This is a genomic window from Sphingomonas natans (assembly GCF_030546695.1).
Lineage (GTDB): Bacteria > Pseudomonadota > Alphaproteobacteria > Sphingomonadales > Sphingomonadaceae > Sphingomonas_I > Sphingomonas_I natans.
Genome location: NZ_JAUOTP010000003.1, coordinates 615,428 through 641,879 on the forward strand (window position 1 = coordinate 615,428; position 26,452 = coordinate 641,879).

General features: G+C 63.9%; 18 protein-coding genes. 13 read left to right on the forward strand and 5 right to left on the reverse strand.

All coding sequences use genetic code 11. From position 1 onward, the window contains the following. Positions 1-259 precede the first annotated feature (259 nt). The 3 genes from Q4F19_RS09590 (at position 260) to Q4F19_RS09600 (ending at position 5,244) form a co-directional block, all read left to right on the forward strand. Positions 260-1,705 carry a Y-family DNA polymerase gene (locus Q4F19_RS09590; protein WP_341850181.1) on the forward strand — a complete coding sequence of 482 codons (1,446 nt, stop codon included), beginning with the start codon at positions 260-262 and terminating at the stop codon, positions 1,703-1,705. After that, on the forward strand, positions 1,702-4,962 hold the full coding sequence (locus Q4F19_RS09595) for an error-prone DNA polymerase (RefSeq protein ID WP_303541910.1): 3,261 nt from the start codon (positions 1,702-1,704) through the stop codon (positions 4,960-4,962). The genes Q4F19_RS09590 and Q4F19_RS09595 overlap by 4 nt, the downstream gene beginning before the upstream one ends. Positions 4,963-5,031: 69 nt before the next feature. Then, positions 5,032-5,244 (forward strand): hypothetical protein, encoded by a 213-nt coding sequence (locus Q4F19_RS09600; RefSeq protein ID WP_303541912.1) that lies wholly within the window; start codon positions 5,032-5,034, stop codon positions 5,242-5,244. A gap of 306 nt (positions 5,245-5,550) precedes the next feature. Here the strand turns inward: Q4F19_RS09600 and Q4F19_RS09605 are convergent, their stop codons facing one another. After that, positions 5,551-5,850: a PIN domain-containing protein gene (locus tag Q4F19_RS09605; protein ID WP_431312382.1), complete on the reverse strand. Its 300-nt coding sequence runs from the start codon at positions 5,848-5,850 to the stop codon at positions 5,551-5,553. After that, positions 5,847-6,257, reverse strand: a complete 411-nt coding sequence (locus Q4F19_RS09610) for a hypothetical protein (protein ID WP_303541914.1) — start codon at positions 6,255-6,257, stop codon at positions 5,847-5,849. Before Q4F19_RS09610 ends, Q4F19_RS09605 begins: the two co-directional genes overlap by 4 nt. 47 nt (positions 6,258-6,304) lie before the next feature. On the opposite strand from Q4F19_RS09610, the gene Q4F19_RS09615 reads away from it, so the two are divergent. The 4 genes from Q4F19_RS09615 (at position 6,305) to Q4F19_RS09630 (ending at position 12,717) form a co-directional block, all read left to right on the forward strand. Further along, the gene (locus Q4F19_RS09615) at positions 6,305-6,901 is read left to right on the forward strand and encodes an RNA polymerase sigma factor (protein ID WP_303541915.1); all 597 of its coding nucleotides are present in this window, start codon (positions 6,305-6,307) and stop codon (positions 6,899-6,901) included. Next, the gene (locus Q4F19_RS09620; protein ID WP_303541917.1) at positions 6,898-7,899 is read left to right on the forward strand and encodes a FecR family protein; all 1,002 of its coding nucleotides are present in this window, start codon (positions 6,898-6,900) and stop codon (positions 7,897-7,899) included. Before Q4F19_RS09615 ends, Q4F19_RS09620 begins: the two co-directional genes overlap by 4 nt. Positions 7,900-7,984: 85 nt before the next feature. Further along, positions 7,985-11,185, forward strand: coding sequence for a TonB-dependent receptor (locus Q4F19_RS09625; RefSeq protein WP_303541919.1), 3,201 nt, complete (start codon positions 7,985-7,987; stop codon positions 11,183-11,185). Between the two features lie 152 nt (positions 11,186-11,337). Next, positions 11,338-12,717 (forward strand): BNR repeat-containing protein, encoded by a 1,380-nt coding sequence (locus Q4F19_RS09630; RefSeq protein WP_303541921.1) that lies wholly within the window; start codon positions 11,338-11,340, stop codon positions 12,715-12,717. A 366-nt stretch (positions 12,718-13,083) separates the two neighbouring features. Here the strand turns inward: Q4F19_RS09630 and Q4F19_RS09635 are convergent, their stop codons facing one another. Continuing rightward, positions 13,084-13,380: a hypothetical protein gene (locus Q4F19_RS09635; RefSeq protein WP_303541923.1), complete on the reverse strand. Its 297-nt coding sequence runs from the start codon at positions 13,378-13,380 to the stop codon at positions 13,084-13,086. A 10-nt stretch (positions 13,381-13,390) separates the two neighbouring features. Between Q4F19_RS09635 and Q4F19_RS09640 the strand changes: the two genes are divergently transcribed. The 5 genes from Q4F19_RS09640 to Q4F19_RS09660 all read left to right on the forward strand — a co-directional run bounded on the left by Q4F19_RS09640 (position 13,391) and on the right by Q4F19_RS09660 (position 21,891). Continuing rightward, positions 13,391-13,855 (forward strand): RNA polymerase sigma factor, encoded by a 465-nt coding sequence (locus Q4F19_RS09640; protein WP_303541925.1) that lies wholly within the window; start codon positions 13,391-13,393, stop codon positions 13,853-13,855. A gap of 3 nt (positions 13,856-13,858) precedes the next feature. Beyond that, positions 13,859-14,806: a FecR family protein gene (locus Q4F19_RS09645; protein WP_303541927.1), complete on the forward strand. Its 948-nt coding sequence runs from the start codon at positions 13,859-13,861 to the stop codon at positions 14,804-14,806. A gap of 152 nt (positions 14,807-14,958) precedes the next feature. Further along, a complete protein-coding gene (locus Q4F19_RS09650; protein ID WP_303541928.1) occupies positions 14,959-17,952 on the forward strand; it encodes a TonB-dependent receptor in 2,994 nt (997 codons plus the stop codon). A gap of 186 nt (positions 17,953-18,138) precedes the next feature. Then, complete coding sequence (locus Q4F19_RS09655; RefSeq protein WP_303541929.1) at positions 18,139-20,247, forward strand: glycosyl hydrolase; 2,109 nt, start codon at positions 18,139-18,141, stop codon at positions 20,245-20,247. A 21-nt stretch (positions 20,248-20,268) separates the two neighbouring features. Continuing rightward, positions 20,269-21,891 carry a rhamnogalacturonidase gene (locus Q4F19_RS09660; protein WP_303541930.1) on the forward strand — a complete coding sequence of 541 codons (1,623 nt, stop codon included), beginning with the start codon at positions 20,269-20,271 and terminating at the stop codon, positions 21,889-21,891. Between the two features lie 306 nt (positions 21,892-22,197). Here the strand turns inward: Q4F19_RS09660 and Q4F19_RS09665 are convergent, their stop codons facing one another. Beyond that, positions 22,198-23,220 carry an IS110 family RNA-guided transposase gene (locus Q4F19_RS09665; RefSeq protein WP_303541931.1) on the reverse strand — a complete coding sequence of 341 codons (1,023 nt, stop codon included), beginning with the start codon at positions 23,218-23,220 and terminating at the stop codon, positions 22,198-22,200. 457 nt (positions 23,221-23,677) lie between these two features. On the opposite strand from Q4F19_RS09665, the gene Q4F19_RS09670 reads away from it, so the two are divergent. Next, entirely contained in the window at positions 23,678-25,423 is a 1,746-nt protein-coding gene (locus Q4F19_RS09670; RefSeq protein WP_303541933.1) for a transglycosylase domain-containing protein, read from the forward strand. Positions 25,424-25,697: 274 nt separating this feature from the next. Here the strand turns inward: Q4F19_RS09670 and Q4F19_RS09675 are convergent, their stop codons facing one another. Then, positions 25,698-26,228 (reverse strand): lipocalin-like domain-containing protein, encoded by a 531-nt coding sequence (locus Q4F19_RS09675; protein WP_303541935.1) that lies wholly within the window; start codon positions 26,226-26,228, stop codon positions 25,698-25,700. Positions 26,229-26,452: the final 224 nt, after the last annotated feature.

Here is a 26,452-nt window from a genome sequence, read left to right on the forward strand (position 1 = left end):
GTTCCTATCACTGCCGGTAGACGACGATCCCGGTGCCTGCTCGGTTCCGCGCGGCGGCGGCTGGCGCCCAGGTGCGCGCTGGGCGCAGGACGCCCGGCCGAGTCGTAGTCAAATCACGGCGGACATCGAGCGCCTGCCAGCGCACCAGCGGCCGGCCATGCAGGAGCTAGGCCGTCGTTCGGAGGCCGCTGAGCATCCCTTTCGCGCGCGGCGGCCTGATGAAGGCCGGACGCCTGCTGCCCTCTCGAGAGCGGCGGACGTGGCCTTCGAGCAGCCAACCGTCCTGGCTGCGCAGGCCGGGCAAAAGCAGCTCGTGTTTGCCGTTTGCCCGGCCGCCCTGGCCCTGGGGCTCTCCCCAGGGATGGCACTCACGCAGGCTCGCGCGCTGATCCCTGACCTGCGCGTCCGTCCAGCTGATCCCGCCGGGGATATCGGCTTGCTCGCACGCCTCGCCCTGCACGCCGCTCGCAAATGGACGCCGACCGCATCGGTGTGCGACAGCGATGGCCTGTGGCTCGACCTGACTGGAACGACCCACCTGTTCGGCGGCGAGGAGCGCTTCTGCCGCAGGCTGCTGAGCTTCCTCCGCCGGTTCGGTCTGACGGGAAGGATCGCGATCGCGGATACGCCCGGCGCCGCGCATGCGCTCGCGAGATTTGGGTCGAAGGCGATCGAAATATCCGTGGCCGGCCAGGCGACGCAGGCGATCGCTCGTTTGCCGGTCGACGCACTGCGGCTGGAGGACGCCGCTCTGGCCGCATGCAGGCGGTTCGGCATCGAACGGATTGCGGACCTGCTGCCAATGCCGCGTGCGCCGTTGGCGCGCCGTCTGGGCCGCGATGCGGTGAAGCGTCTCGATCAGGCCATCGGACGCATCGCCGAACCGATCGCGCCGGTTGTGGACGAGCAGGCGCCCGCTGCCGAGCTGCGCTTGCTTGAGCCGATATCGACGCCGGACGCGATCGCGCAGGTGATTGAGGATCTCGTAACGAACCTCGTGCCCGAGCTTCGCGCCCGCGGGCTCGGTGCGCGCGGGCTCGAGATGACAATGCTGCGTGTGGACGGGGACGAGCAGCGGATTGTGGTTGGGATCGCGGCTGCGAGCCGCGACACCCGGCACCTTGTCCGGCTGCTTCACCTGCGCATGGAAAAGATCGACCCCGGCCTGGGGATCGAGGTCGCCAGACTGCGGGCGGTCCGCTCCGAGCCGTTGGGTGCGAAGCCCCTCTCCAGCAGTCTGCTCGACGATCAGCCCGGCGAGGAGATCGCGCAGCTGGTCGATCAACTTGCCGGCCGCGTCGGCGAACCCGCGATCTTCAAGACGGGAGAACGCGAGACAGATGTGCCGGAGCGATCGGTCGAGCGCATCAGTCCGCTCACGGAGTCGCACGGCTGGCCTGCCTGGAAAAGGCCGGCACGCCTGCTGCGCCGGCCAGAGCCGCTGTCCAACGTCATCGCACTCCTTCCAGACAGTCCTCCACGACGCTTCTCGTGGCGCGGCCACGTTCATGACGTGGTCGCGGGCGACGGCCCCGAGCGCATCCATGGCGAATGGTGGGTGCGCGACGGCGAGGTCTGGGCGGTGCGGGACTATTTCCGGGTTGAGGATCGCGCCGGCGGCCGCTTCTGGCTCTTCAGGCGAGGAGACGGCGTCGAGGACAGCACCGGCGATCTGAGCTGGTGGATGCACGGGGCGTTCGGGTGACCTACGTTGAGCTCCAGGTCACGAGCCACTTCTCCTTCCTTCGCGGCGCATCAAGCCCGGAGGAGCTGTTCGCGGCGGCGGCTCTGCAGGGTCACACGGCGCTCGGCGTCGCCGATCTGGGAACGGTTGCTGGGATCGTGCGCGCATGGGACGGACAGCGCACCACCGGCGTCCGCCTTATCGCGGGCACTCGGGTCGTGCTGGATGATGGACGCGTCCTGCTCCTTTATCCGACCGATCGGCCTGCCTGGTCACGCATGACGCGGCTGCTGACGATCGGGAAAGCGCGCTTCGGCAAGGGGGGCTGCACGCTCTCCTGGGGAGAGGTCGTCGCGCACGCCGACGGCATGATCGCCATATTGCTGCCCGAGGCCGCCGACGAGACCGTCGCGCGCGATCTGAGCCAGCTGCGGGCCGCGTTCGGCGATCGCAGCTATGTGGCATTGACCTTCCGGCGCAGGCCTGACGATCTCGTCCGCCTGCATGCGCTGGCGACGCACGCGCGGGATGCCGGCGTGCGCGCCGTCGCGACGGGCGATATACTCTATCACGCGCCCGAATGCCGGCTGCTTCAGGACGTGGTCACCGCGATCCGGGAGAAGACCACCGTCGATGCGCTCGGGCATCGCCGCGAGCGGCATGGCGATCGCAATCTCAAGGCGCCGTCTGAAATGGAGCGCCGCTTCGCCGCCTTCCCCGATGCGATCGCCGCGACCGCCGACATTGCGCGGCGGTGCACGTTCGATCTGGGCGAGCTGAGCTATCAATATCCGCACGAGCAAGTGATCGATGGGCTGACCTCGCAGCAGGCGCTTGAACAATTGTCGCATGAGGCCGTCGCGCGGCTGTACCCGGAAGGCGTCCCGCAAGCCTATCGCGATCAGATCGCGCACGAACTGCGGCTGATCGGTGAGCTCGGCTATGCTCCTTACTTCCTGACCGTCAACGCGATCGTCGCCGAGAGCCGGCGGCGAGGCATCCTGTGCCAGGGGCGCGGTTCCGCGGCGAACAGCTGCGTCTGCTTCGTGCTGGGCATCACGAGCATCGATCCGATCAAGCACGAGCTGTTGTTCGAGCGGTTCGTGTCGGGCGAGCGCCGGGAGCCGCCTGATATCGACGTCGACTTTGAGCATGAGCGGCGTGAAGAGATCATCCAGTGGATCTACGAGACTTATGGTCGCCAGCATTCCGCGCTGACGGCGGTCGTAACGCGCTACCGCGCGCGCGGCGCAATGCGCGAGGTCGGCAAGGCGCTCGGCCTGCCAGAGGACATGACCGCGGCGCTGGCCGGGCTGATTTGGGGCTGGTCAGCTGATGGCGTCGGCGAGAAGCAGGCCAAGGAGCTCAACCTCAATCTCGGCGACCGCCGGCTGCGCCTGGCACTCGATCTGGCGACCAAGCTGATCGGCACGCCGCGCCATCTGTCCCAGCATCCCGGTGGGTTCGTGCTGACCCATGACCGGCTCGATGACCTCGTGCCGATCGAGCCCGCGGCGATGGTCGATCGGCAGGTCATCGAATGGGACAAGGACGATATCGATCTGCTCAAGTTCATGAAGGTCGACGTGCTGGGCCTGGGCATGCTCGGCTGCATGAACCGCGCCTTCAACATGTTGGAGGAAGTCAAAGGCGTCCGCGTCGGGCTGGCCGATCTCCAGGACGACGATCCCGACGTCTTCGCCATGATCCAGAAGGCCGATACGCTCGGCGTGTTCCAGATCGAGAGCCGGGCGCAGATGTCGATGCTGCCCCGTCTGAAGCCAGCCAATTTCTACGACATCGTCGTCCAGGTCGCGATCGTGCGGCCAGGGCCGATCCAGGGCGACATGGTCCATCCGTATCTGCGTCGCCGCGAGGGACGCGAGAAGCCCGAATATCCCCGACCCGAATTGCGCGCCGTGCTTGAGAAGACGCTCGGCGTGCCGCTGTTCCAGGAGCAGGCGATGAAGGTCGCGATTGTCGGGGCTGGCTTCACCGCGGTCGAAGCCGACCAGCTCCGCCGGGCGATGGCGACGTTCAAGGTGACGGGCGGGGTCAGCCATTTCTACGACAAACTCGTCGACGGCATGGTCGAGCGCGGATATCCGCGTGACTTTGCCGAGCGGACGTTCAAGCAGATTGAGGGCTTCGGCTCCTATGGTTTTCCCGAGAGCCACGCGGCCAGTTTCGCCAAGATTGCCTACGCGTCGTCGTGGATGAAGCATCATCATCCGGACGTATTTTGCGCGTCGCTGCTGAACGCCCAGCCGATGGGCTTCTACGCGCCTGCCCAGATCGTGCGCGACGCGCGCGAGCATAATGTCGAGGTCCGGCCGGTCTGCGCAAACGCCAGCCGCTGGGATTGCACGCTCGAGGAGAGCCGCGATCGCTACAAAGCTGTCCGGCTCGGCTTTCGCCAGGTCCGGGGGCTTGCCAACCTGCATGGCGCGGCGATCGTCGCGGCCCGCGGAGATGCGGCCTACGGGTCGGTTGAAGAAATCTGGCGTCGCGCGGGTGTGCCGCCAGCCGCGATCGAACGCCTGGCGGAGGCAGACGCGTTCCACGCGTTCGGCGAAGACCGCCGCCAGGGCATCTGGAAGGTCAAGGGGCTTGGCGAGGCGCCGCTGCCGCTGTTCGCGGCCGCCGATGCGAGAGAGGCGGAATTCAGCCCCGAAGGCATGGAGCCGGAGGTCGCGTTGCGGCCGATGACGGACGGGCGCGAGGTCGTTGAGGATTACCGGACCTTGCAGCTGTCGCTGCGCGCCCACCCCCTCTCCTTCCTGCGCGACGATCTCTCTCGCCGCGGCGTGCGGCGCTGCGCCGATCTGACGAGCATCCGCGACGGCAAATCCGTCGAGGTCGCAGGCGTCATCCTCGTCCGCCAGAAGCCGGGCTCCGCGAAGGGTGTGCTGTTCATCACGATCGAGGATGAGAGCGGCGTTGCGCAGGGCATATTGTGGCCCGACCGCTTCGAAGCGCAGCGGCGCACGGTGATGTCGGCGTCGATGATCGGCATGCGCGGCATCGTCCAGAAGGAAGGCGAGGTCATCCATGTCATCATCCAGAAGATCATCGATTATGGCGATCTCCTGCGGCAAGTCGGCGACATGGCGTTCCCGCATCGCACCGGACCGGGCGACGGCGCGACGCATCCGGGATCGCCGGATCGCGGCGACCGAGGATGGAGCCCGCAGCCGCGCGATCTGTACTGGCCTCCGCACGCCGAAGGGCGGGATCCAGAGGACGTGGTCAGGATCAAATCCCGGAACTTCCACTAGGTGGTCGGGGAGCTATCGCGTCACCAGCGCCTCGTCATCGACCTCTCTGTGCGCGTCCTGCGGGGGGCAATGACCCGCTCCACGAAGGTCCGCGTCGATACGGTCGAGGTGCGGCTCGCGCTGCGATGCCTCCTTCATCATTGCCCAGACCGATGGCCGTTGGAATTGTTCTGGGATGCGGCCAAGGGTGAGAACGACATCGGTCGGGCCCAAGGCTGTACGGCGGCGTTCAACGGCGTCGTGAGACAGCTGCGCACGGCGGGACGTTATGCCGATGATTAGCAGCGCTCCGGCCTACCGATAGCCGTCGCCTGCACCAACAGTTGTCGGTTCTGGTCCTTATTTTCCCCGGGATGCTTTTGCCGCCGCGGTCCGACTGCGGTCTACGAACGTCGCTCGCGATGAACCACGATCTAGCGGACGATGTGCTTTTCGGATGCGCGGGGGATGCGAGCGATTGCCGGGGTTTTCTCGACGCCCACCGCCAGGTCGACCCCGCTCTAGCGTATCGCCACGACTTTCGCGCCAACGGCGGTCGCGACATCCTTCCACGCGTGATCCGCGGTATAGGCGGACACATCTATTCGCTTAGCCAAGGCGAGGCAAAAACGGTCGCCGAGTGACAGTCCTGCAGAGGCTGTCACGGCGCGGAGCCTCCTGCGTCCCGGCGAATGCCTCGTCGGCTTCGACGATGCTGTAAGGGAGCGCGCCTAGCATGGCACGGATCTCGTCGATCGGTGCGCCGAAGCGAACGCAATGACTCACCACTTCTGCCTGATTGAACACGCCAACAGCTGCTTCGGCGACGATGCCGGCGACCTTGCCCGCACCGCGCTCGCCTTGAAGACGAGCGATTTTTGCTGATGCGTCGAGAACGGCGCGGGTCATTCGCCGCTGTAGGTCTCGGCCGCTCGGCGATAGCCCGCGCCATCGGGATTGTCCGCAAGTTGGGCGCCCCCTGCGCCGCCCGCCTTCAACGCGTCGGCCGCCCCGTCCAGATGCACGCGCGGCGTCATACCGGTCACGCCCCACTGATTGTTTTTGCGATCGACGAATAGCCAGTCGACCGCATGCTCGCGATCGCCGACACGCGCCGCCGTCATCGCGATCATCGGATAGTCCCAACCCCAAGTTTGTCGCAGATCCCAGGTGCGCGCGACCGCATCCAGGGTCCGCCGCATTGCCTTCGGATCGATCCGGTCGCCCGGAATGAAGCCGTCCGCCATCAGGAAAGAGGGATGGTCGCTGCAATTGGTGAGATAACGCTGTTTGTCCGCCCATGCCGGTTGTGCCAACGAGGCCATATCGAGGGCCGAAGCACAGGCCCGTTCGGGGGATGGATATGAACGAGTGCGCTTCGGTCAGGGCACTTCAGGCGCGACAGAAGCGGGCCGCATGGGTCGCCGATCAAATTGTGCCGTACGAGCCGCGGATGCGCGCCTGGCTCAGCCGCTGGCGAGTGTCGCCCGAAGATGCCGACGAGCTCCTACAAGATGCCTATTGCCGGATCGCGCTACTGGAGAGCCTCGATCATATTGATCGTCCTGTGCCCTACTTTTTCTCGATCGTTCGCAACCTTCTGGCGCGTCGGCATCGGCGTCAGCGCATTGTCTCGTTCGAACTGATCGCGGAAGTCGATGCATTTCAGGACCACCCTTCTCACGATATCGAAGACCAAACGTCCGATCGGCTGGTCTACGAAAAGATCATCGCTCTGATCGACAGGTTGCCGCCGAAATGCCGTCAGATCATTCGCCTCAGGAAGCTTGAGGACTGGCCCCAAAAGCAGATTGCGGCTCACCTGCAAATCAGCGAAAAGACGGTAGAATGTCAGATCCGGCTTGGCCTTCGGGCTATCCGGGAGGCTTGGGACAAACAAGAGGCGCAGGCCAGGAACAGGTCCGACGGGCGATTTCAGGCAGGAGCCAAAATCCGATGAGCGGCATCAGCGGTTCTAACATGCGAGATGACGCGGTCGCCTGGGTGGCACGCATGGATGCGGGCGGCTGGTCCGCGGAGCTTGAAGCCGAGCTTCAGGCCTGGCTCGCCGGCGAGCCTCGTCGTCATGGCGCGCTCTTACAGGCGCAGGCAACCTGGTCGATGCTGGCACGAAAATGCGGCCCGCATTCCCAATCGCCGAAAGCACGAATCGCCGGACAAGACGACGTCGCCACCGATCCAGCGCCTGATCGCGCGGTTTTGAACCGGCGAGCCCTCATGGTCGGCGGCGGAACGGCCCTTGCCGCATCCTTGGTGGGCGGGATCACCTTAATTAAGCAGCGCACGGTGCTCCGCACCGACCTTGGCGAGATCCGCCATGTACCGCTGGATGACGGATCGATTGCTGCCCTGAATACCGGAAGCGAGGTCGATGTGATGTTCGGCAGCGCCCGGCGCGATATCCGCCTAAACCAAGGCGAAGCCTGGTTTCAGGTGGCCAAGAATCGCGCCAAGCCTTTCGTAGTCGAAACCGGCCCAATCCGGGTGCTCGCAATCGGGACGGCATTCTCGGTTCGGCGCCGCGAGGCTGGCGCCGATATCGCCGTTACCGAGGGGATCGTCGAGATCTGGTCCGAGGATGCCGGATCGCAGCGAACCCGCTTGGTTGAGGGCCAGAGCGTTTTCCTCGCCGACAACGCCCGGCTGCAGGACGTCGTAGTGGCGAGCGCCTCGGGAGAACATGCTCTCGCCTGGCGGAGCGGCCGGATCGAGTTGGTCGACGAAATGCTCGTCGACGCGATTTCCGAATTCAACCGCTACAACCGGCGGCGGATCATCCTGCTCGATCCGCAGATCGCGAACAAGCGCCTCGACGGCTTTTTCCGCACCGACGATATCGACGGATTTGCGCGCGCGGTGAACGCGACCTTCGATGTGCCGGTCGACTTCAGCAGGCCGGACGAGATCCGGATCGGCTCGATGCAGATCACAACATAGATTTTTTTAAGGGTAAATTCGCGCTCGTGGTCTCTTTCCCAGTGCAGATGCATCGCATCTGCCAAAAAAGGGGGAGAATGCTATGATGCGCAAGCTGCTTTGCGGTACCACCGCACTGACCTGTCTCGTTTCCACAGTCGCACCCGCCGTCGGCCAGACGAAGGCGTTCGACGTCCCGGCGCAGCCGATCGCGCCCGGGCTCGTCCAGATCGGCAAGCAGGCCGACGTCCAGATACTCGTGGCCCGCGACGTTTCGGCGAACAAGCGCGGTAATGCCGTGCGCGGATCGATGACGGTCCCCGTGGCCATCGAGCGGTTCACGAAAGGGGCCGGACTGACCGCCCGCCAGATGGGCGAACATACCTACGCCGTGGTCGCTGCCAGGGCTGGCTCGACGGGCCAGGAGGTGCCCGCGACAGTCCCTTTGCGCCCCGTTCAGGCGAGTAGCGAGCCGATGCCGCCCGCATCGCCCGCCGCCGCGGCCAGCGCCGAGGAAGCCGGCACCGATATAGTCATCACGGGCTTCCGCCAGTCCTATATCGACGCGCTGCGCATGAAGCGCGACGATCTTGGCGTCTCGGACAGCATCTCCTCCGACGGCCTCGGCCGCTTCCCGGACCTTAATGTCGGCGAAGCGCTGCAACGCATTCCCGGCGTCCAGATCAACCGCGAGGCCGCATCGCGCGACGCGACGATCAATCTCCGCGGCCTGCCAGGAACCTATGCCCGCTATACGATCAACGGGCAGGCCTTCGCCGATCCGGTGCTGGACGGCGCAACCCCACTCGGCGCGTTCAATGCCGATGTCTTTTCCGCGATCGCGGTCCGCAAGACGATCTCCGCGACGGATCAGGCCGGCGGACTTTCGGGCATCGTCGATCTCCAGATCCAGCCGGCGCTCTCGCGCAAGGACGGCGGCTTCTTCAAGCTGGCGGGCGAATATGACACGCTCGGCAAGTACAAGACGCCCGCAGCGACGATCGGCTATAATAAGCATCTGACCTCGAACCTCGCCGTGTTCGGCGTCGTCGCCTATAAGAAGGAGCGGTTCCGGCGGGATTCGATCTTCTTCAATGCCTACTCGCCGCTGTCGCCGACGACGACGCCCGGCTTCGCCTCGTTCGCCGATTATTATGCCCCCTTCAACAGCAACGGCACCTGCCCCTCCGGCCAAGTTTGTGCGGCCACCGGCACAGGCGCGAAGGGCAAGACGGGCGTGCTCTACGCGTCCGATCAGCGCCAGGCGGTCAAGTTCAACGAAGGTTCGTTGCTGACCGCGGCCGGCGGCGCCGAATGGAAACCGACCGACGAGCTGCGGATCGGCGCCACCGGCTTCTACACCCGCCGCAACCTGAAGAACAATTTCACGAACCTCATGGAGCTCGACATGCGCTCCACGCGGGCGATCATCAGCCCGACGACGCCCGTCGTCGTCCAGGATGACGGCAACGCCTATGTGCAGGGGTTCAACTTCGCGAACGTCCAGATCAACGACTCGATTCGCTCCCAGCCTCTGCTCGAGCAGATGTGGGATGTCATCGGCACCGCCGAGTGGAAGCATGACGATTGGCGGATCACCGGTACGCTGACCAATTCGCGCGGCGAGAACAATTCGGTAGAAACCCAGCTCGACGTCCGCAACCTGCCGACGGTGGCGGGCAATGGCGCGAACGGAGCGTTCAACTCGGGCGGCGGCGACATCGGCAATTATCTGCTGACGCTCAACCGTAATCCGGCCGTGATCGTGCCCTCGGGCCCCTTCACCTGGTCTGCCGCCAACCAGCCGACCCAGGTTGCGGCGAATGGCGACCAGATCATCGTCGCCGGCTCTTCGGCCTATGGCGTCAACAAGACCAAGGCCGCGCAAGGCGAGATCGAGCGCAAATTCGAGCTGCCGCTCCTGTCGGGGATCACCCTCGGCGCGCGCTATCAGCAGGACCGCTACATCTCGCAGGGTTATCGCACGAGCGCGAAGGGCGTGCAGACCCAGAATATCGACAGCAAATTCCTGGGCGACAATCCCTATACGAGCAGCTTCTTCGGCGGCAACGGCGGTGACTATCTCACGAATTGGCCGCAGCTCGATTACGACTATATCGTTTCCCGCCTGCAGCCGGTCACGACCAGCCCCGGCGATGTCGTGACGCCCACCGGCTGGATCAACGATCCGACCAATTCGGCGTATTCGCTGTATAATTTCGGTGCGCGCCGCAACATCTTCGCGGCCTATGCCCAGGCGCAGCTCGGCTTCGAGATCTTCAACATCCCGATCAAGGGCTATGCGGGCGTCCACTATGAGCAGACGCACCAGCTGATCAACGCGCTATCGCAGCAGGTCACCTCGACGGGCGCGACCGCGTTCGTGCCCACGCAATTTCGGCAGAATTATCATGATTTTCTGCCGTCGGTCTTCCTGGCGGCCAATCTGACCTCGAAGCTCGTTCTGCGTGGCGGGTACAACAAAGCCTTCGTCCGACCCGTGGTCCGCACCCTGACGCCGACGACGACCGTCAGCCCGAACTCCACCGGCTATGCGATCCAATATGGCGGGTCGGACCTCAAGCCTTATTACGCCACCTCGGAAGACGCATCGATCGAATGGTATAACCGGCCCGGCGGGCTCGTCTCGCTGGCATTCTATCGGAAGGTCATCACGAACCTGATCGCGGCGGAGAATCGGCTCGACAGACTGTGCCCCGCCGACGCCTCATCGCTGGGCCTCGGCCGCCTGACGACGGTCGGCACCACCTGCTTCAGCAACCTCCTCGTCGCGGGCAATCCCGCAATCATCACCGCGTCCGGCAATTACAATCAGCCGAACCCGATCACCGTTACGGGCCTCGAGTTCACGGTTCAGCAGAATTTCGATTTCCTGCCCGGGCTGCTTAAAAATCTGGGCGGGCAGTTCAACTATTCCTACACGCACATCTCCGGCACCAATTCCAACGGCAGCAAGGCGATCCTGCCCGGCGTGTCGAAGAACAACGTCAATCTGATCGGCTATTATGAAAGCCCGAAGATCGGCTTTCGCGTCGTCTATACATGGCGTGACGAATATTCGCTGACCGGCGCGAACAGCTTCACCGGCGGAAACAGCTTCGTCGCGACGCGCGGACAGGTCGATTCCTCGCTTTCGTTCAAGTTCAGCGATCAATATTCGCTGTCCCTGGATGCGTTCAATCTGAATGATGCGAAGCGGGTCCAGTATCAGGTCGTCCAGGGCATCCCGCGCCAGGTCGATTATGACGGCCGGACGTTCACGCTGAGCTTCCACGGGACGTTCTGACGAGAAGAGGCATAGGCAAAGGGCGGCGATGTCGCGCCGACCGCGGCGAAGCTGCCCTTATGCCGCCATCCCGGCCGAACACTGGCCGAGCAGACCCTGACATACGCGCATTGCATCGTGCACGACTGTATCGCTTTCCGAGGAACGAACTCATGTCCACCGTCCGCCGCCCAACCGGCTTCCTCTTCGCGGCCGCAACATCGGCCGTTTGGCTGGGCGTCGCCGCGGCGCCGCTCGCGGGTCAGACGGCAACGCACGCGAGCCCGGCCGCTACCCCGTTCGAGCTATCGGCGATCGACACGGTCTGGTCGGGGCACAGCGTAAAATCGGCCCTTGTCGTCACCGACACGACGATCTTCGTCGGCTATTATGACGCGAACCGACAACTCACCATCGCCTCGCGGCCGCGGAGCGATGGCGCGGGTTGGCGGTATCAGAAGCTTGATTCCTGGGTAAATTGGGACTCGCACAATTATGTTGCGATGGCGGTGGATGCGGCCGGCAACATCCATGTCTCGGCGAACATGCACCGCGATCCGCTGCTCTATTACCGCACGACGACGCCCGGCGACGTGCGCACCCTGGTCCGCGTTCCGGTGATGGCCGACGCGCCGCTGGAGCGAAGCGCGACCTATCCGATCTTCCTCCACGACGCCGCCGGACATCTCGTCTTCAAATATCGCGATGGGGCCAGCGGCAACGGCAACGAGATCTACAATATCTTCGACGCTGCGAGCGGGCGCTGGCGCCACTTGTTGGACGTGCCGCTCACCGACGGCGAAGGGCAGCGCAACGCCTATTTCGTCGGCCCCGTGCTCGGCCCGGACAAGCGCTTCCACATTGCGTGGGTTTGGCGGGAATCGCCGATGGCGGAAAGCAATCACGATCTGTCCTACGCGCAAAGCCGCGATCTGGTGCATTGGGAGAGCTCCGACGGAAAACCGCTGCATCTGCCGATCACGCTGTCGACCGCCGAGATCGTCGATCGCGTGCCTGCCGGGGGCGGGATGATCAACAACAACACCGTCGTCGGCTTCGATCCCGCCGGACGGGCGATGATCACCTTCCACAAGTTCGATGCGGCGGGCGATACGCAGATCTACGTCGCGCGCCGGGATCCTGCGGGATGGACGATCGCGCAGGTCAGCCAATGGCGCGGCTTTCGCTGGGATTTCCGGGGCGGCGGTTCGCTCGACAGCAGGTTGTTCGTGGCCGGCCCGGTGCCAGTCGGAAGCGACAAGATCAGGGTGTCGGTGATCCGCGACGGCAAGGCGATCGACTTCCTGCTCGATGCGCGGACGCTGAAGCTACTCGCGGAAAAGCGTGCTACGCTCCTTGCCGAGCGGCTGGTCCCGTTCGTCGCGATCCCGTCGGAAATGATGCTCAACACCGTAGAGGATTCAGCTGGATCCGGCATCGCGCTCGCTTGGCCTTCGCGCCCTCCACATCGGGACGTGCCCGACATGACTATCCCCACTCCAACCGTTCTCACGCTTGTGATGCCGCCTAAGACGGCCGCCGAGTTACGCTAAGGACAGGATCCCTGCCATCTTACGACCCGCTGCAGCGATAGCCGTGGATAACTGCCTCGCACTGGTCGACGACTATCGATGGCCAATTCGACATGGCCGCCGGTCCGCTTTCCAGCGACGACTGGGTTGCCCGGCATTCGGAAAAGACCCGAAGGCAGATGTCCAGCCCCGCCGGCCGCTTCCCAATGGAACGTGGATGCGACTTGCTGTCAGTCTCGACGCAAACGGCCTGCCTCGTTTCGTCGAGACTTGTATCGGCGTGTCAACGGCGACTTATAGAGCGGCAGCAGTTCGGCGGTTTCGCGGGCCCACGGACCCGGAAGCGGGCACCCAAACGCGTAGCGGCATACCGAAACCGGCATTCGTTCAGCTTTCGCCGAGCGTACCGCAGCGACCGTCGGCAGATAGGAAGCAGGATCGATGCCGCAGCGGCGGATCGATCCGATCATCCACATTGACAAAGCCAAGGACCGCGCCTCCAATTGTCAGATAAATCGGCTGGGACGGAAAAGGCTGAATCGAGCCGTCTCCCAGACCGGAAAACGAGCCGGAGGATGATTTGGCTAGCAAAGTCTCGCCAGCAATAGCTTTGAAGGTCGCGCGGGCGCGCTGGGTGTCGGAGCACATCATCCCCTGCGAACAGCGGATGCGGGCGTGGCTCAAGCGTTGGGGGGTGAAGCGCGAGGATAGCGATGAAATCATTCAAGACGCGTATTGCCGGATCGCCACGCTTGAGACGGTCGCTCATATCGACGATCCCCGAGCATATTTTTTCTCGATCATTCGCAACCTCACAATCCGCCGCCTTCGCCGCGAGCGCGTAGTGGAGCTTCAGACGATCGCTGAAATCGATGCGTGCCACGACGTCCATCAGTCGTCGCCGGAACGACAAGCCGCGGATCGCCAGGATTATCAGCGCCTGCTGGCATTGATCCGCGCGCTTCCTCCCAAGTGTCGCCAGGTCGTGGAGCTCCGCAAGCTCGAGGGCTGGTCGCAGCGGGAAATCGCACAACATTTCGGCATCAGCGAAAAGACTGTCGAAAAGCAGATCTGGCTCGGGCTGAAAGCTGTTCGATTAGGCTGGAGTAACGGCGGCCAGACCGATAATGAGGACGTGCTCCGGACAGCGAGAAACTAGTCGATGCCAAGCGAAAGCGGGAACGAGATCGACGAGATCGCGACCGGATGGGTTGCTCGCCTGGACAGCGAGGACTGGACGTCGGCCGAAGAAGAAGCGCTCGACGCGTGGCTTGGGCAGGACAAGCGGCATCAAGGCGCTTTCCTACATGCCCATGCCTTGTGGCTCGCGCTGGACCCGGCAGCTGACCAAGAAGCGGCAAAAGCCAAGGTGGATCACGTGCGGCGCGGCTTCGTGCTCGGAGGTGGCGCCGCTCTGGCGGCGTCGCTAGTCGGCGGCGTCGCGCTGTGGCGAAAGGGTCATACGATAACGACCGCCGTCGGTGAGATACGGCGCTTGCCGTTGCCGGATGGATCGGTCGCCGCGATCAACACCGCAAGCGAGATGAAGATCGCTTATGCGGATCACCACCGCGACATCGATCTCAGGCGCGGCGAGGCATGGTTCCAAGTATCGAGCAACCCGCGCCGCCCCTTCCTGGTAGAGGCTGGCGCGGTCCGCGTGCTCGCGGTCGGCACCGCATTCTCGGTCAGGCGTCGAGATCAGGGCGCCGATATCCTGGTGACCGAAGGTGTCGTCAGGGCCTGGACCGAGGGCCGCGACCATGAAGGTGTCCAATTGCGCGCCGGCGATCATGTCTTTCTGTCTGATACCGCGCAGGTTCGCCGGAGTGCGGCGCGATCGATCGACCAAGCCCTTGCCTGGCGCAATGGCCGGATAGATCTTCAGGGTGAGACGCTGTCCGCCGCGATCGACGAGTTCAATCGATACAACCAGCGGCAGCTCGTGCTCGAAGATCCGGCGCTGGCGTCGGAGCGACTGGACGGCTTCTTTCGGACCGACGACGTTGAGGGCTTCGCCAAAGCCCTCCGCGTGACGTTCAACGTGCCGGTGTCCATCGACCCCGTCGGGGAGATACGGATCGGATCGCGCGGATCGCACAGTCTTTAGGCGCCTGGCTGGGGCAAGGTACTGCTCGCGGGCCCGTGCGCGTCCCGCTCGCTCGAAAAAAATTCGCGAAGCGCGAAATTCTTTTCAAGGATTTTCCACCGCCGAAGCTCTTCCTCTTACCGGCACACGATAGTCGGATGGGGAGGATATCTATGATCGATCACAGGTTGCTCGCGACGACTACGATTTTCGCTGTGGCCGCAGCCGGCTCCGCTTATGCGCAAGCCCGCCCCTTCGACATCGCCGCCAAGCCCGTGACTTTGGCACTGGTCGAGTTCGGCAAGCAGGCCGATGTTCAGATCGTCGCGGCGCGTCGACTGACCGATGGCAAGCAGGCGAACGCCGTCCGCGGCACGATGACCGTCCCCGTCGCGCTCGATCGGCTGATCAGCGGAACCGGCCTCGCCGCCAAACAGACGAGCAACCAGACCTATGCTCTGGCAAGCGCAGAGGCTGCCGCCAGCCCGCAGACGGCCAGCAGCGCGGAGCAGCCTGCCACACCCGTAGATCCGGCTCCGAGCGATGCGGCAACCGCCAGCAGGCCCGCGTCGGACGAGCAGGTAGCCGATATCGTCGTCACCGGCTCCAGCATTCGCGGCACTCCGCCGACCGGATCGAACCTGATCCAGCTCGGCCGCGACGACATCATCCAAACGGGCGCCACGACCACGCAGGAACTGCTCGCGACGGTCCCCCAGCTCGCCAGCTTCAATACGGCGCCGCGGCCGGGCCAGCGTTCGAACAGCAGCCTTTCAACGGGGCCGGACATTCGCGGCATCGGCCAGAGCGCAACGCTGACCTTGGTAAACGGTCACCGCATCGTCGGCGTCGGTGCCCTCTCCAGCCTGCCCGATCCCTCGATGGTCCCCCCGTCGGCAATCCAGCGGGTCGAGATCGTCGCGGACGGTGCGTCCGCGACCTACGGGTCGGACGGCGTCGCCGGCGTGGTCAACGTCATCACGCGCCGGGACTATGACGGCGTCGAGGGCACGATCCGGTCGGGCTTCGGCAGCAATTATCACCTGCTCAACGGCAATGCGTCGGCCGGCAAGAAATGGGACGGCGGCGGAATCATCATCTCCGGCGAATATTCGGCGACCAGCCGGCTGCGCGCCTCGACGAAGCCCTTCCTGACCAACGACTTTTCGGGCACCGGCGGGCAGGATCTGCGGATCATCGGCAATTCGTGCATTCCCGCCACCTATCGCACCAACAATGCAGCCGGCGTGGCGACCGGGAGCTTCATCCAGCCCGCGACCGGCGCGGTCGATCCGCGCTGCACCACCTATCAATATGGCGATCTTTATCCGAAGCAGGAGCGGCTGAGCTTCTTCGCCTCGGGCCATCAGGAAGTGACGGACGGCGTCGAGCTCGGCTTCGACAGCTTTTATTCGCGCACCAAGGCGAACGCCTACAACGTCCCGAGCTTCACCTCGGGCGTGATGACGCGCAGCAATCCGTTCTTCCCGGCGGGGCTGCCGGCGACGGTCACGTCGATCACGACCTATTTCAACCCGCAGACGGTGACGGGCATCCCGTTGCTCGATCATACGACGCTGACCACCTACGGCGGCACGCTGACCTCGGACGTCACGCTTCCGCACGATTTCAAATGGTCGACCTATCTGACCGGGTCGCGCAGCAATACGGACATTCACGAGGCGTCATTCAATCCGCGCACCAGCACGGCCCTGCTCGCCGGCACCACGCGCGACACGGCGCTTGATCCGTTCGGCACCGGGACGAGCGCGACGAACCAGATCACGCTCGCCGACTATGAAAATCACTATGTCGGCAAGCAATATCTGTGGGAATTGAACAGCAAGATCGACGGCTCGCTGATCACTCTGCCCGCAGGCGATCTCAAGGTCGCGATCGGCGGGGTCTATCGCACCGAACATTATAACGGCCTGTTCGCCACGGGCCGGATCGGGTTCGATGAGGGCGCGCAGCGCGGCGTCGGCACGCGCAAGGTCTATTCGGGCTTCGGCGAGCTGTTCATTCCGCTTTTCTCCCAGCAGAACGCGCTGCCGATGCTGCAGCTGCTGAACATCTCACTGTCCGGCCGGATCGATCATTACAATGATTTCGGATCGACCAAGAATCCCAAGATCGGCGTGAACTGGGCGCCGGTGAACGGGATCACGCTGCGCGGCACCTACGGCAAGTCGTTTCATGCGCCCGCGCTGAACGATCTTTACTCGCCCGACACGCGCGCCGGCTATCTCGCCAACGGGACATTGCCGCCCGGCCTGCCGCAGGGTTCGGTCCCGGGCGGCATCTTCATCGCCGGCGGCGATCCCAATCTCGGGCCGGAGCGCGCCGAGACCTGGTCGCTCGGCGCCGATTTCCAGCCGAGCTTCCTGCCCGGCTTCAAGGCGAGCGTGACCTACTATAATCTCATGTTCAAGGATCGGATCAGCACGCCGAGCCGCACCTTCTATACCGATCCGAACTTCCGCAAATATATCGTCGACAACATCGTCTGCGGCAGCGGGACCTATCCGAGCGGAACAAACTGCCAGGCGCGGCCGCTCGATCCCAATGTCGTCTGGGATTTGATCAAGGACATCAGCCGGGTCGATTTCCCGAACACCGTCAACGGACCCGCCGATCTGCCGCCGATCTACAATGTCACATTGCTTCGTCGGACCAACCTCTCCGTCATCAAGACGGACGGTCTGGATTTCGACGTCGGCTATCGCTGGCAGAAGTGGGACACGACCTTCGCTGCGCAGGCGCAGGGCAACTACGTCCTGAACTTCAACCAGGCGGCGGCGGCCGGCGCTGCCCTGGTCGATCAGTTTCCGCTGGGGCAGCAGCGCCTGCGCGTACGCGGTACGCTGTCCGGCCAGCACGGCCCGCTGAGCGTCTCGGCCAGCGTCAATTACAGCGGTAAGTATCGCAACCGCTTCACGACCTTCGCCGGCCCGTTGGCGACCGAGACGATCAGCAGCTTCACGACCGTGGAGATGCATTTCGGGCTGAAGCTGCCGGATCAGGGCATGCTTTCGGGCATGGAGCTGACGGCCGATATCGACAATCTGTTCGATACCGAACCATCCTACATGCAATCGAGCAACGGCTACGGTGTCGGCAACATTCTCGGCCGTGTCGTCACGCTCGGCTTGCGCAAGCGCTTTTAGCAAACGGGCGGGCAGGACCAGCAACCTGCCCGCCGCCCGGCCATGAGCGGCATCGATCAGCCACAAAAATAGCTTGCAGGGAGTGGGCACGTGTTAGGGAGGTACAAGACAGCGTTTCTCACGATCGGCCTACTGGCCTCTGTCGCACCGGCACTTGCGGCCGGCCAGGATTGGCAGAAGCTGCAGATGCCGAAGGCAGCCGACGTGCTCGCCCGGTGGAAAAGCCCCCCGCCCGAATATGGTCCCGAGCCTTATTACGGCATCGGCGATGGTGTCAGCGACGCCGCGATCGGCGCCGAACTGGATCGACTGAAGGCGCTCGGCTTTCAGGCGGTGACCGCGCAGTGGGGCCGCAAGCTTCCTTACGCCTATCTCAGCCCGGAATATTTCGCCTTCTTCAAGCGTTTCGTCGCGGCGGCGAAAACGCGCGACATGCGGATCTGGATCGTCGACGACGCCGGCTATCCGAGCGGCTTCGCCGGCGGCAAGATCAGCGAGCAGGCGCCCGAACTGCGCATGAAGGCGCTGGTGAAAGCGGGCGAGTGGACGATCGCCGGCGGCCGATCGCTCGATGTGCCCGCGCCGTCCGATCTCGTCGCGGTCAGCGCATTCGATCCTGCCTCGGGCGAAACCCGCCCGATCGAGAGCCGCGATGGCCGCATCCGCTGGCAAGCACCCGCAGGTGCCGCGTGGCGCGTCATCGCCGTCACGCATGCCTTCCAGACGTCGCCCACCCGTTCCGACACGAACCCCACGGGCAAGAAGGACGGGACGCACTCGCTCCACGACTATCTCGATCCCGCGGCGACCGCCCGCTACATCGAATTCACGCACGAGGCCTATCGTGCGGCCGTCGGCGACGAGTTCGGCAAGACGATCCTCGGCTTTCGCGGCGACGAGCCCGATTATTCGATCCCAGGTATCCCCTGGACCGGCACCTTCCTCGCCAAATTCAGGACTCTGAAAGGCTATGATCCGGCGGCGGACCTGCCTGCTCTTGTGCAGGGCGACCAGGCGAAACTGACCGAGCGCCAGAAGCTCGTTCGTGCCGATTATTACGACGTCTTCTCGCGTCTGTTCGCCGACACCTTCTTCAAGATGCAATCCGAATGGTGCGCGCGCTACAACCTGCAATATCAGGTCCACCTCAACCACGAGGAGCATCAGATCGCGCTCGGCAAGAGCGAGGGTGACTTCTTCCGGACGATGCGGACCGTCCAGTCGCCCGGCATCGACGCCATCTGGCACCAGATCTGGACGGATACCGTCTCGGACTTTCCGCGCTTCGGCTCGTCGGTTGCACACTTGAACGGCAGACCGCAGGCGATGACCGAAAGCTTCGCTGCTTTCCGGCCCCCGCCGCCCCTGCCCATCGCGCGCTACGTGGTCGACGAGCAGCTCGCACGCGGGATCAACCTGTTTGAGTTCATGTATATTCCCGGCGGCAAGCCGACCCCCGGCTTTTATGCCGATCCAGGCTTCCCGGCGCTGGCCGCCTATACGCGGCGCGCATCCTATCTGATGTCGATGGGACGGCCCGATGCCGGCGTCGCGATCCTTCAGTCGCGCGGAACGCTCTGGACCGCCGATGAGAGTGCCGACGACATGTTCGTCGCCACCGAGCGCCTCCTGTCCGAGATGCAGGTCGATTACGACCTCGTCGACGAGGACGCGATCGGTTCGCTGCTCAAGGGCGATGGCGGACGCTTCGAGACGCTCAGCGGCAATCGATATCGCACCGTGATCGTACCGATGCCCGATCTGATGCCGGCCGCCGTGGTGGATCGTCTGCGCGCCTTTGCGGGCTCGGGCGGTAAGGTGCTGTTCCTCGGCAGGACACCGCCACGGATCGTCGAGGCCAGCTATCGCGAAGCGAGACCGGCACGCCCCGGAGAATTTGCATGGGCGGCCGTCGCTACCGATCGCCTCACGCCCGTCCCCACCCCTCCCGCTTACCCACCGGTTGCGCCGCCACCCGCACAAATGGCGCCGGCCGCATTGACGGCCGCGGTCCGCGCGGCTGTCGGCGTCGAGGATGTCGAACTGTCGACGCCCAGCACGGCACTCCGCTATACGCATCGCCAACTGGCCGATGCCAAGGTCTTCTTCGTCTTTAACGAAGCCGCCGCGCGCCTGAAGACGTCTGTCACGCTCCATGGCGCGGGCAAGAGGATCGAAAACTGGGACCCCGCCACCGGCACGGCGCGATTTGTCGCCAGCCGGGCCGCGCCGGGCGGCCGAATCGTTTCGCTCGAGCTGCCGCGATACGGCGCCCAGATATTCGTGCTTCGCTAAGAAGCCCGCTCAGGAGAAGATATGCTCATCGATCGCAGATCCTTGGTGCTTGGCGGCACAGCAGCCCTCGTCGCTCCCGCCGCCCTCTCCGCCGTCGGCGCGCAGCCGGTAGCGCGACGGCCGATACCGGCCGAGCAGCAGGCCCGATGGCTGGACGTGCGGTCGTTCGGCGCGCGCGGCGACGGCACGAGGATCGACACGCCCGCGATCAACGATGCGATCGCCGCCGCTTCCCGCGCCGGCGGCGGCACGGTCTATTTCCCGGCCGGCACTTACGCCTGCTACACGATCCGCCTGCGCAGCAACGTAACCCTCTATCTGGAGCAGGGCGCCGTCATCCTTGCCGCATCCACGCCGCCCGGCGGCACGACGAGCGGCGGCTACGACGCACCCGATCCGGTCCAGGCTTGGGATGCCTTCCAGGATTTCGGACACACCCATTGGGCCAACAGCCTGATCCACGGCGACGGTCTCCACGATGTCGCGATCCTCGGGGCGGGCATTCTCTTCGGAAAAGGCCTCAGCAGCGGCCGCAGCGGGCGGTCCGCCCGCGACAACGACAATGACCTACCCGTCTCCGGTCAGCCCGGCGTCGGCGACAAGACGATCGCGCTGCGCAACTGCCGCAACGTGCTGCTGCGCGATTTCAAGGTGCGCCAGGGGGGCTGGTTCGCGCTGCTTGCGACCGGCGTCGACAATCTGACAATCGACAATCTGATCGTCGACACCAACCGCGACGGCTTCGACATAGACTGCTGCCGCAACGTCCGCGTCAGCAACTGCACCGTCAATTCGCCCTGGGACGACGGAATCTGTCCAAAGTCGAGCTTTGCGCTGGGATACGCTCGCTCGACCGAGAATGTCACAATCACCAATTGCCACCTGACAGGCGTTTATCAGGTCGGCAGCATCATCGACGGGACCTGGAAGCGGATGCCGATGATGCCCGATCGTGGTGGTACCGGCCGCATTAAGTGTGGCACCGAAAGCAATGGTGGCTTCAAGAACATCACGATCAGCAATTGTGTCTTCGAAGAATGCCAGGGCATTGCGCTGGAGACGGTCGATGGCGCGGTGCTCGAAGACATCACCATCACGAACATCACGATGCGGCGCCTCTCGAGCGGACCGCTCTTCCTGCGTCTCGGGCGCCGGATGCGGGGGCCGGCGGGCACACCCATCGGGACTCTGCGGCGCGTGCTGATCAGCAACATCTCCAGCTTCGATGGTCCGCTCCTGCCCTCGATCATCGCGGGCGTTGCCGATCATCCCGTCGAGGATGTGAAGATCGCGGATCTGTTCGTCCAGCAGACCGGCGGGGCCGGCGCCGATTTGGTCGGTCGCGAGGTGCCGCTGCTCGAAGACAAATATCCGGAGCCCGGCATGTTCGGCCCGCTGCCGGCCACTGGCTTCTTCATTCGCCAGGCGCGCAACATCGAGATGAGCAACGTCGAGGTTTCCGTTGCCAAGTTCGATCCCCGCCCGGCGTTCTGGCTTCAGGATGTCGATGGCGCCGATTTCTTTCGCGTGCGCGCCCCGAAAGGCGAGACGTTCATGCTCGATCGCGTGTCCGCCTTCCGCAGTTTCGGCAGCCCGTCGATCGCCGACCGGAAATTTTCGGCACGCGTTTCCCGCACTTTCTAGCGGCGCAAGCAAGCTCTCTCAGCCGTGATATCCACCGAAGACCCATGTGTGGACGGCCCTCCGTTGGCAAGCTTGAACAGTGGCTTCGCGTTGCTGGTTGGTGCGGCCATGTGTCCGACCTGTTGGTGCGGCACATAGCGCCGCTGGCCGTAATGCCATTCGCGCGGCTCGGGTCCCGATCAAACTCTCGCACTCGAGGTGCCTGGGTCATTGTGGGTTTTCCCGATCCGGCGGTTCAACCGGCTGTTGCATTAGCTCCTGTCAGCCCTTCCCAACCTCGTAGGCGCCCTCCCCCGCGCCGTGTCCTTACGCGACCTGCGGCTCGCGATAGCGCTCGCCGCTAGCCATCATCGCCCAGATCATGCGGGCGTTCTTGTTGGCGAGCGCCACTGCTGCGACCTTGGTCTTGCGCCGCGCGAGCAGCTGCACGAGCCAAGGCCGCTTCGCCCCATTGCGTTCAGCGTAGCGCACCACCGCCATCGCGCCGACGATCAGCATCTGGCGCAGATACTGATGCCCGGCCTTGGTGATGGCGCCGAGCCGGTCCTTGCCGCCGCTGGAGTTCTGCCCCGGCACCAGGCCGATCCACGCCGCTAGGTTGCGGCCCGAGCGGAAGATCGCAGGATCGGGAACGGTCGCGACGATGGCACTAGCGAGCAGCGGGCCAACGCCGGGTATCTCCATCAGTCGCCGACCGAGCTCGGTCTCGCGCGCGCTTGCTAGGATCCTGCGATCGTTTTCAAGGATCTGCTCTTTCACGATGCGCAGCTGCGCAGCCAGCATCTCCAGGCAGATCCGCGCGTCCGGCGGCACGCGTTCGTCGGTCGGATCGGCGATCACATCGAGGAGCTGCTCGATTCCGTTCCTGCCGATCGCTGCCACGACCCCGAACTCGGCGAGATGCGCGCGCAAGGCGTTCGACAGCTGTGTCCGCTGGCGGTTGAGGATCAACCGTACACGATGCAGCATCATCGCGCTCTGCTGCTCGGGCGACTTGATCCCGACAAAGCGCATGGTCGGCCGCGTCACTGCCTCGCAGATCGCCTCGGCATCGGCCGCGTCGTTCTTGCCCCGCTTTACGTACGGCTTCACATACTGCGCCGGCATCAGCTTCACATCATGGCCCTGCGCTATCAACTCGCGCGCCCAGTAATGCGATGTCGCGCATGCTTCGATGCCGATCAGGCACGGCGGCAGCTTCGCGAAGAACTTCAACATCCGGCCCCGAGTCAGCCGCTGGCGGATCACCGCCGCACCATCAGCATCAACACCGTGCACCTGGAACACGTTCTTCGCGATATCCAAACCGATCGTGGTGACGTTCCTCATTGTGGCTCTCCTTCCGGCTCTCTCCACAGATCATCCTGCGAGAGGGTTGGAGAGCCGTCCACGTCATCGAAATCGGACCGTCGAGGCCGCCTAGCCCCTTCCCAACTTCTGCCACTTGTTTATCTCGAAAGCGGCATCCAAACGGAGGCTGCTCCCAAGTGGACGAACCGTATAGAATAGCGGTTGTGTACGCCCACGGTGCCACGTTGCTCTGACAGAGCCCCGCCAAACCAAGCGCTTCGAAAACGGCGCTTTCGGGATGAGCGTCCTATCCCTATAGAACACCCCGATGTTAAACGAATATCGTTCTGATCCACGCGTTGATGGGGTCACTCGCTCAAATTCGGCGTGGCAAAGTGCACCGCCTGATCCGGTCCGTACCGGTCCTGGGCCATCGAAACGGCCGGGCTTTCGCCGGAAGATCGCAATCTGGATAGCGGGGCTTCTCTTATTCGCGATGGGCGCTACCGTCGTGTGGCTCGCCCTCACAATCCGCCCCTCCAAGACCGCTCGTCCAATCGTACCGCCCAGTGTCACCCTACTGGCGGCGAACGGGACGGTGATCGCGCGAAAAGGCGCGATCACCGATCGGCCCGTCGATGTCCGCGCCTTGCCCGATCATGTCGGCAATGCCTTTGTCGCGATTGAAGATAGGCGCTTCTACCATCACTACGGGCTCGACCCGCGGGGGCTGGCACGCGCCGCGTGGCATGATCTGCGCGAACGCCGCATGCGCGAGGGCGGCAGCACCATCACTCAGCAACTCGCCAAGCTGGTCTATCTGAGTTCGGACAGGTCGGTCGGTCGGAAGGCGCGGGAAGGACTGATCGCGCTGTGGTTGGAGGCATGGCTCACCAAGGATGAGATCCTCTCGCGCTACCTGTCCGACGCGTATTTCGGGGACAATGTGTATGGCCTGCGCGCCGCCGCCCGCCACTATTTCAGCAAGACGCCCGAGCGCTTGACCGTCGGCGAGGCTGCGTTGCTCGCAGGTCTCATGAAGGCGCCGTCACGGCTGGCGCCTAGCACCAACCTCGCCGGCGCCCGTGCGCGTGCCGCGCTCGTGACGAACGCCATGGTCGAGGCCGGCTTCATTGATCTCGTCGAGGCCAAACGCGCTACAGCCGAGCTTCGTCTGAAGCCGGCTGACGAGCCGGTGCAAGGAAGCTGGTTCAGCGATTGGGTGCTCCCGTCGGCGCCGGCCAACGCCGACGATGTCTACGCGCGGACCATCCTCCGCACGACCCTGGACATTCGCCTTCAGCGCTTGGCCGAAGCCGCGGTGAAGCAGGTCCGCGCGCCCGGCGCGCAGGTAGCGTTGGTGGCGATGCGAACTGATGGCAGGGTCGTCGCCATGGTGGGCGGACGCAACTATCGAGTGAGCAGCTTCAATCGGGCAACCCAAGCGAAACGTCAGCCCGGCTCGACATTCAAGCTTTTCGTCTACCTCGCCGCACTGCGCGCCGGTATGACGCCGGACGATCTGGTCGATGATCGCCCGATCACGATCGGGAACTGGTCACCAAGAAACAGCGATGGACAGTATCTCGGTCAGATCCCCTTACGAGAGGCTTTCGCCCGTTCGAGCAACGTCGCCGCTGTCCGTCTCAGCCAAAGTGTCGGCCCCCGCGCCGTCATCACAGCTGCTCACGATCTTGGGATTCGAAGCGCGCTGCAACCTGATGTCGGCATAGCGCTTGGCACGTCCGGAACCACGCTCATCGAGCTCGCAAGCGCCTATGCAGCTATCTCGGGAGGCGCGTACCCGGTGCGCCCTTATGGTCTCGTCCCACAATCTTCGGATCGATCGCCTGCAAATCTGCAATATCTTGACGAGCGCGAGCGCGCCATGCTGCTCGATCTGCTCGCCGCTGCCGTCAACACCGGCACCGCCCGCGGCGCGGGGCTGACCACTCAGGTCTTTGGCAAAACGGGCACATCGCAGGACAACCGCGATGCGCTGTTTGTCGGGTTTGCTGGCGGACTTGTGACCGCCGTCTGGATGGGCCGCGACGACAACAAGCCGCTTCCGGGCGTGGCCGGCGGCGGACTGCCCGCGCACGTATGGCAGACCTTCATGAGCGATGCGATCGGGGCACGCCCCGCCAAGGCGAAATTGCCCCGATCTGTCGATCCTGATGATGGTTTGGGAGGTGTCATCGATTCAGTGTTCGATCGGCTGCGCCACGTCTTCCACTTCTGATACGAGGCGCCGCTGCAGCTGGGTTAACACCGGCGCACAGGCGTCTACATCGTTGTTGCATCGCGGACAGTCGCTCCGCGCGAACTTGGGCGGCAGTCGTTAGGGGGCTTCCGGCCGAATTGACCCAATTGCGGTCATTTGTGACCCATCCGAAGCCTTCTAGCTTCTGCCGTTCATTCATCTCGCTCTGAGACGGCTTCGAAGGCGTTAAAATCATCTACTAAGGGCGGCGCTCGGGGAAACGGGACGTGAAATACGACTTCTGCGAGCGTCCTTAACGCACCCGGTGAAGCTCGCGATAAAAGTGACTTCCGTCCTTGCGATCGTCCTCGATGATCAACGTGTCGCCCAGGAGCCGGTACGGTCGTATCTGATCTGTGTTGGTGTAAGTGGTGTCGAGAGCGCCTTCTACTTGATGGTGAAGAACATGCTTCGCCGTATCTTCGCGGTAGGTCCCAAAATAGCTGACGTAGGCTCTATAAGCCTGCACCTTCTCTGAATCGGATGGTTCCCCGTTAACTGCCGTAAACTTTGGCAGCGGCGGATTGCGCATAATCTGAACGCTGAGATGGCCGCTCCGGTCATAGATGAAATAGCCCAGCGGATGGTCGCCGTAAGGCTTCTCCACCTTGCCATCCTTTGACGTGTCCTCGAAACGATATAGGCGCCAGACCCCAACTAGGCCCACCTGACCTGCCGAAGCCGTGTGGCTCGTTTGCGCTGCGGCACGCAGCGGCGCGAAAACCAGGGGCGAGATGCTTACTGAAGCCAGCAGGAGTGCTCGAACAAACATCTTCTTTCCCAACCGGCAGAGCTGAAAGCCCAGTTTGAGCTAATCAGAGGATGTCCGCAATTGCGCGTTACAAGCCTGGCAGCCTCGCGGCTGCGCTGACCCATTTGCGGACATTCAGGGCCGATTGAGCGCTGTCTCAAACCGGACATTGGTTCATCCGCGACTATCGGCTCAGATTGGCCAGCATCGGCCGGCAGGCTGCATCCGCAACCGAAAGCTGCCAGACGGACGAGGTC

Bases quoted from the DNA above. Each gene is read 5' to 3' on its own strand.
- Q4F19_RS09660 (WP_303541930.1), top strand. From the start codon at position 20,269: ATGCTCATCGATCGCAGATCCTTGGTGCTTGGCGGCACAGCAGCCCTC.
- Q4F19_RS09605 (WP_431312382.1), bottom strand. From the start codon at position 5,850: ATGACCCGCGCCGTTCTCGACGCATCAGCAAAAATCGCTCGTCTTCAA.
- Q4F19_RS09665 (WP_303541931.1), bottom strand. From the start codon at position 23,220: ATGAGGAACGTCACCACGATCGGTTTGGATATCGCGAAGAACGTGTTC.
- Q4F19_RS09625 (WP_303541919.1), top strand. From the start codon at position 7,985: ATGCGCAAGCTGCTTTGCGGTACCACCGCACTGACCTGTCTCGTTTCC.
- Q4F19_RS09670 (WP_303541933.1), top strand. From the start codon at position 23,678: ATGGGCGCTACCGTCGTGTGGCTCGCCCTCACAATCCGCCCCTCCAAG.
- Q4F19_RS09600 (WP_303541912.1), top strand. From the start codon at position 5,032: ATGACCCGCTCCACGAAGGTCCGCGTCGATACGGTCGAGGTGCGGCTC.
- Q4F19_RS09615 (WP_303541915.1), top strand. From the start codon at position 6,305: ATGAACGAGTGCGCTTCGGTCAGGGCACTTCAGGCGCGACAGAAGCGG.
- Q4F19_RS09620 (WP_303541917.1), top strand. From the start codon at position 6,898: ATGAGCGGCATCAGCGGTTCTAACATGCGAGATGACGCGGTCGCCTGG.
- Q4F19_RS09650 (WP_303541928.1), top strand. From the start codon at position 14,959: ATGATCGATCACAGGTTGCTCGCGACGACTACGATTTTCGCTGTGGCC.
- Q4F19_RS09655 (WP_303541929.1), top strand. From the start codon at position 18,139: ATGCCGAAGGCAGCCGACGTGCTCGCCCGGTGGAAAAGCCCCCCGCCC.
- Q4F19_RS09630 (WP_303541921.1), top strand. From the start codon at position 11,338: ATGTCCACCGTCCGCCGCCCAACCGGCTTCCTCTTCGCGGCCGCAACA.
- Q4F19_RS09645 (WP_303541927.1), top strand. From the start codon at position 13,859: ATGCCAAGCGAAAGCGGGAACGAGATCGACGAGATCGCGACCGGATGG.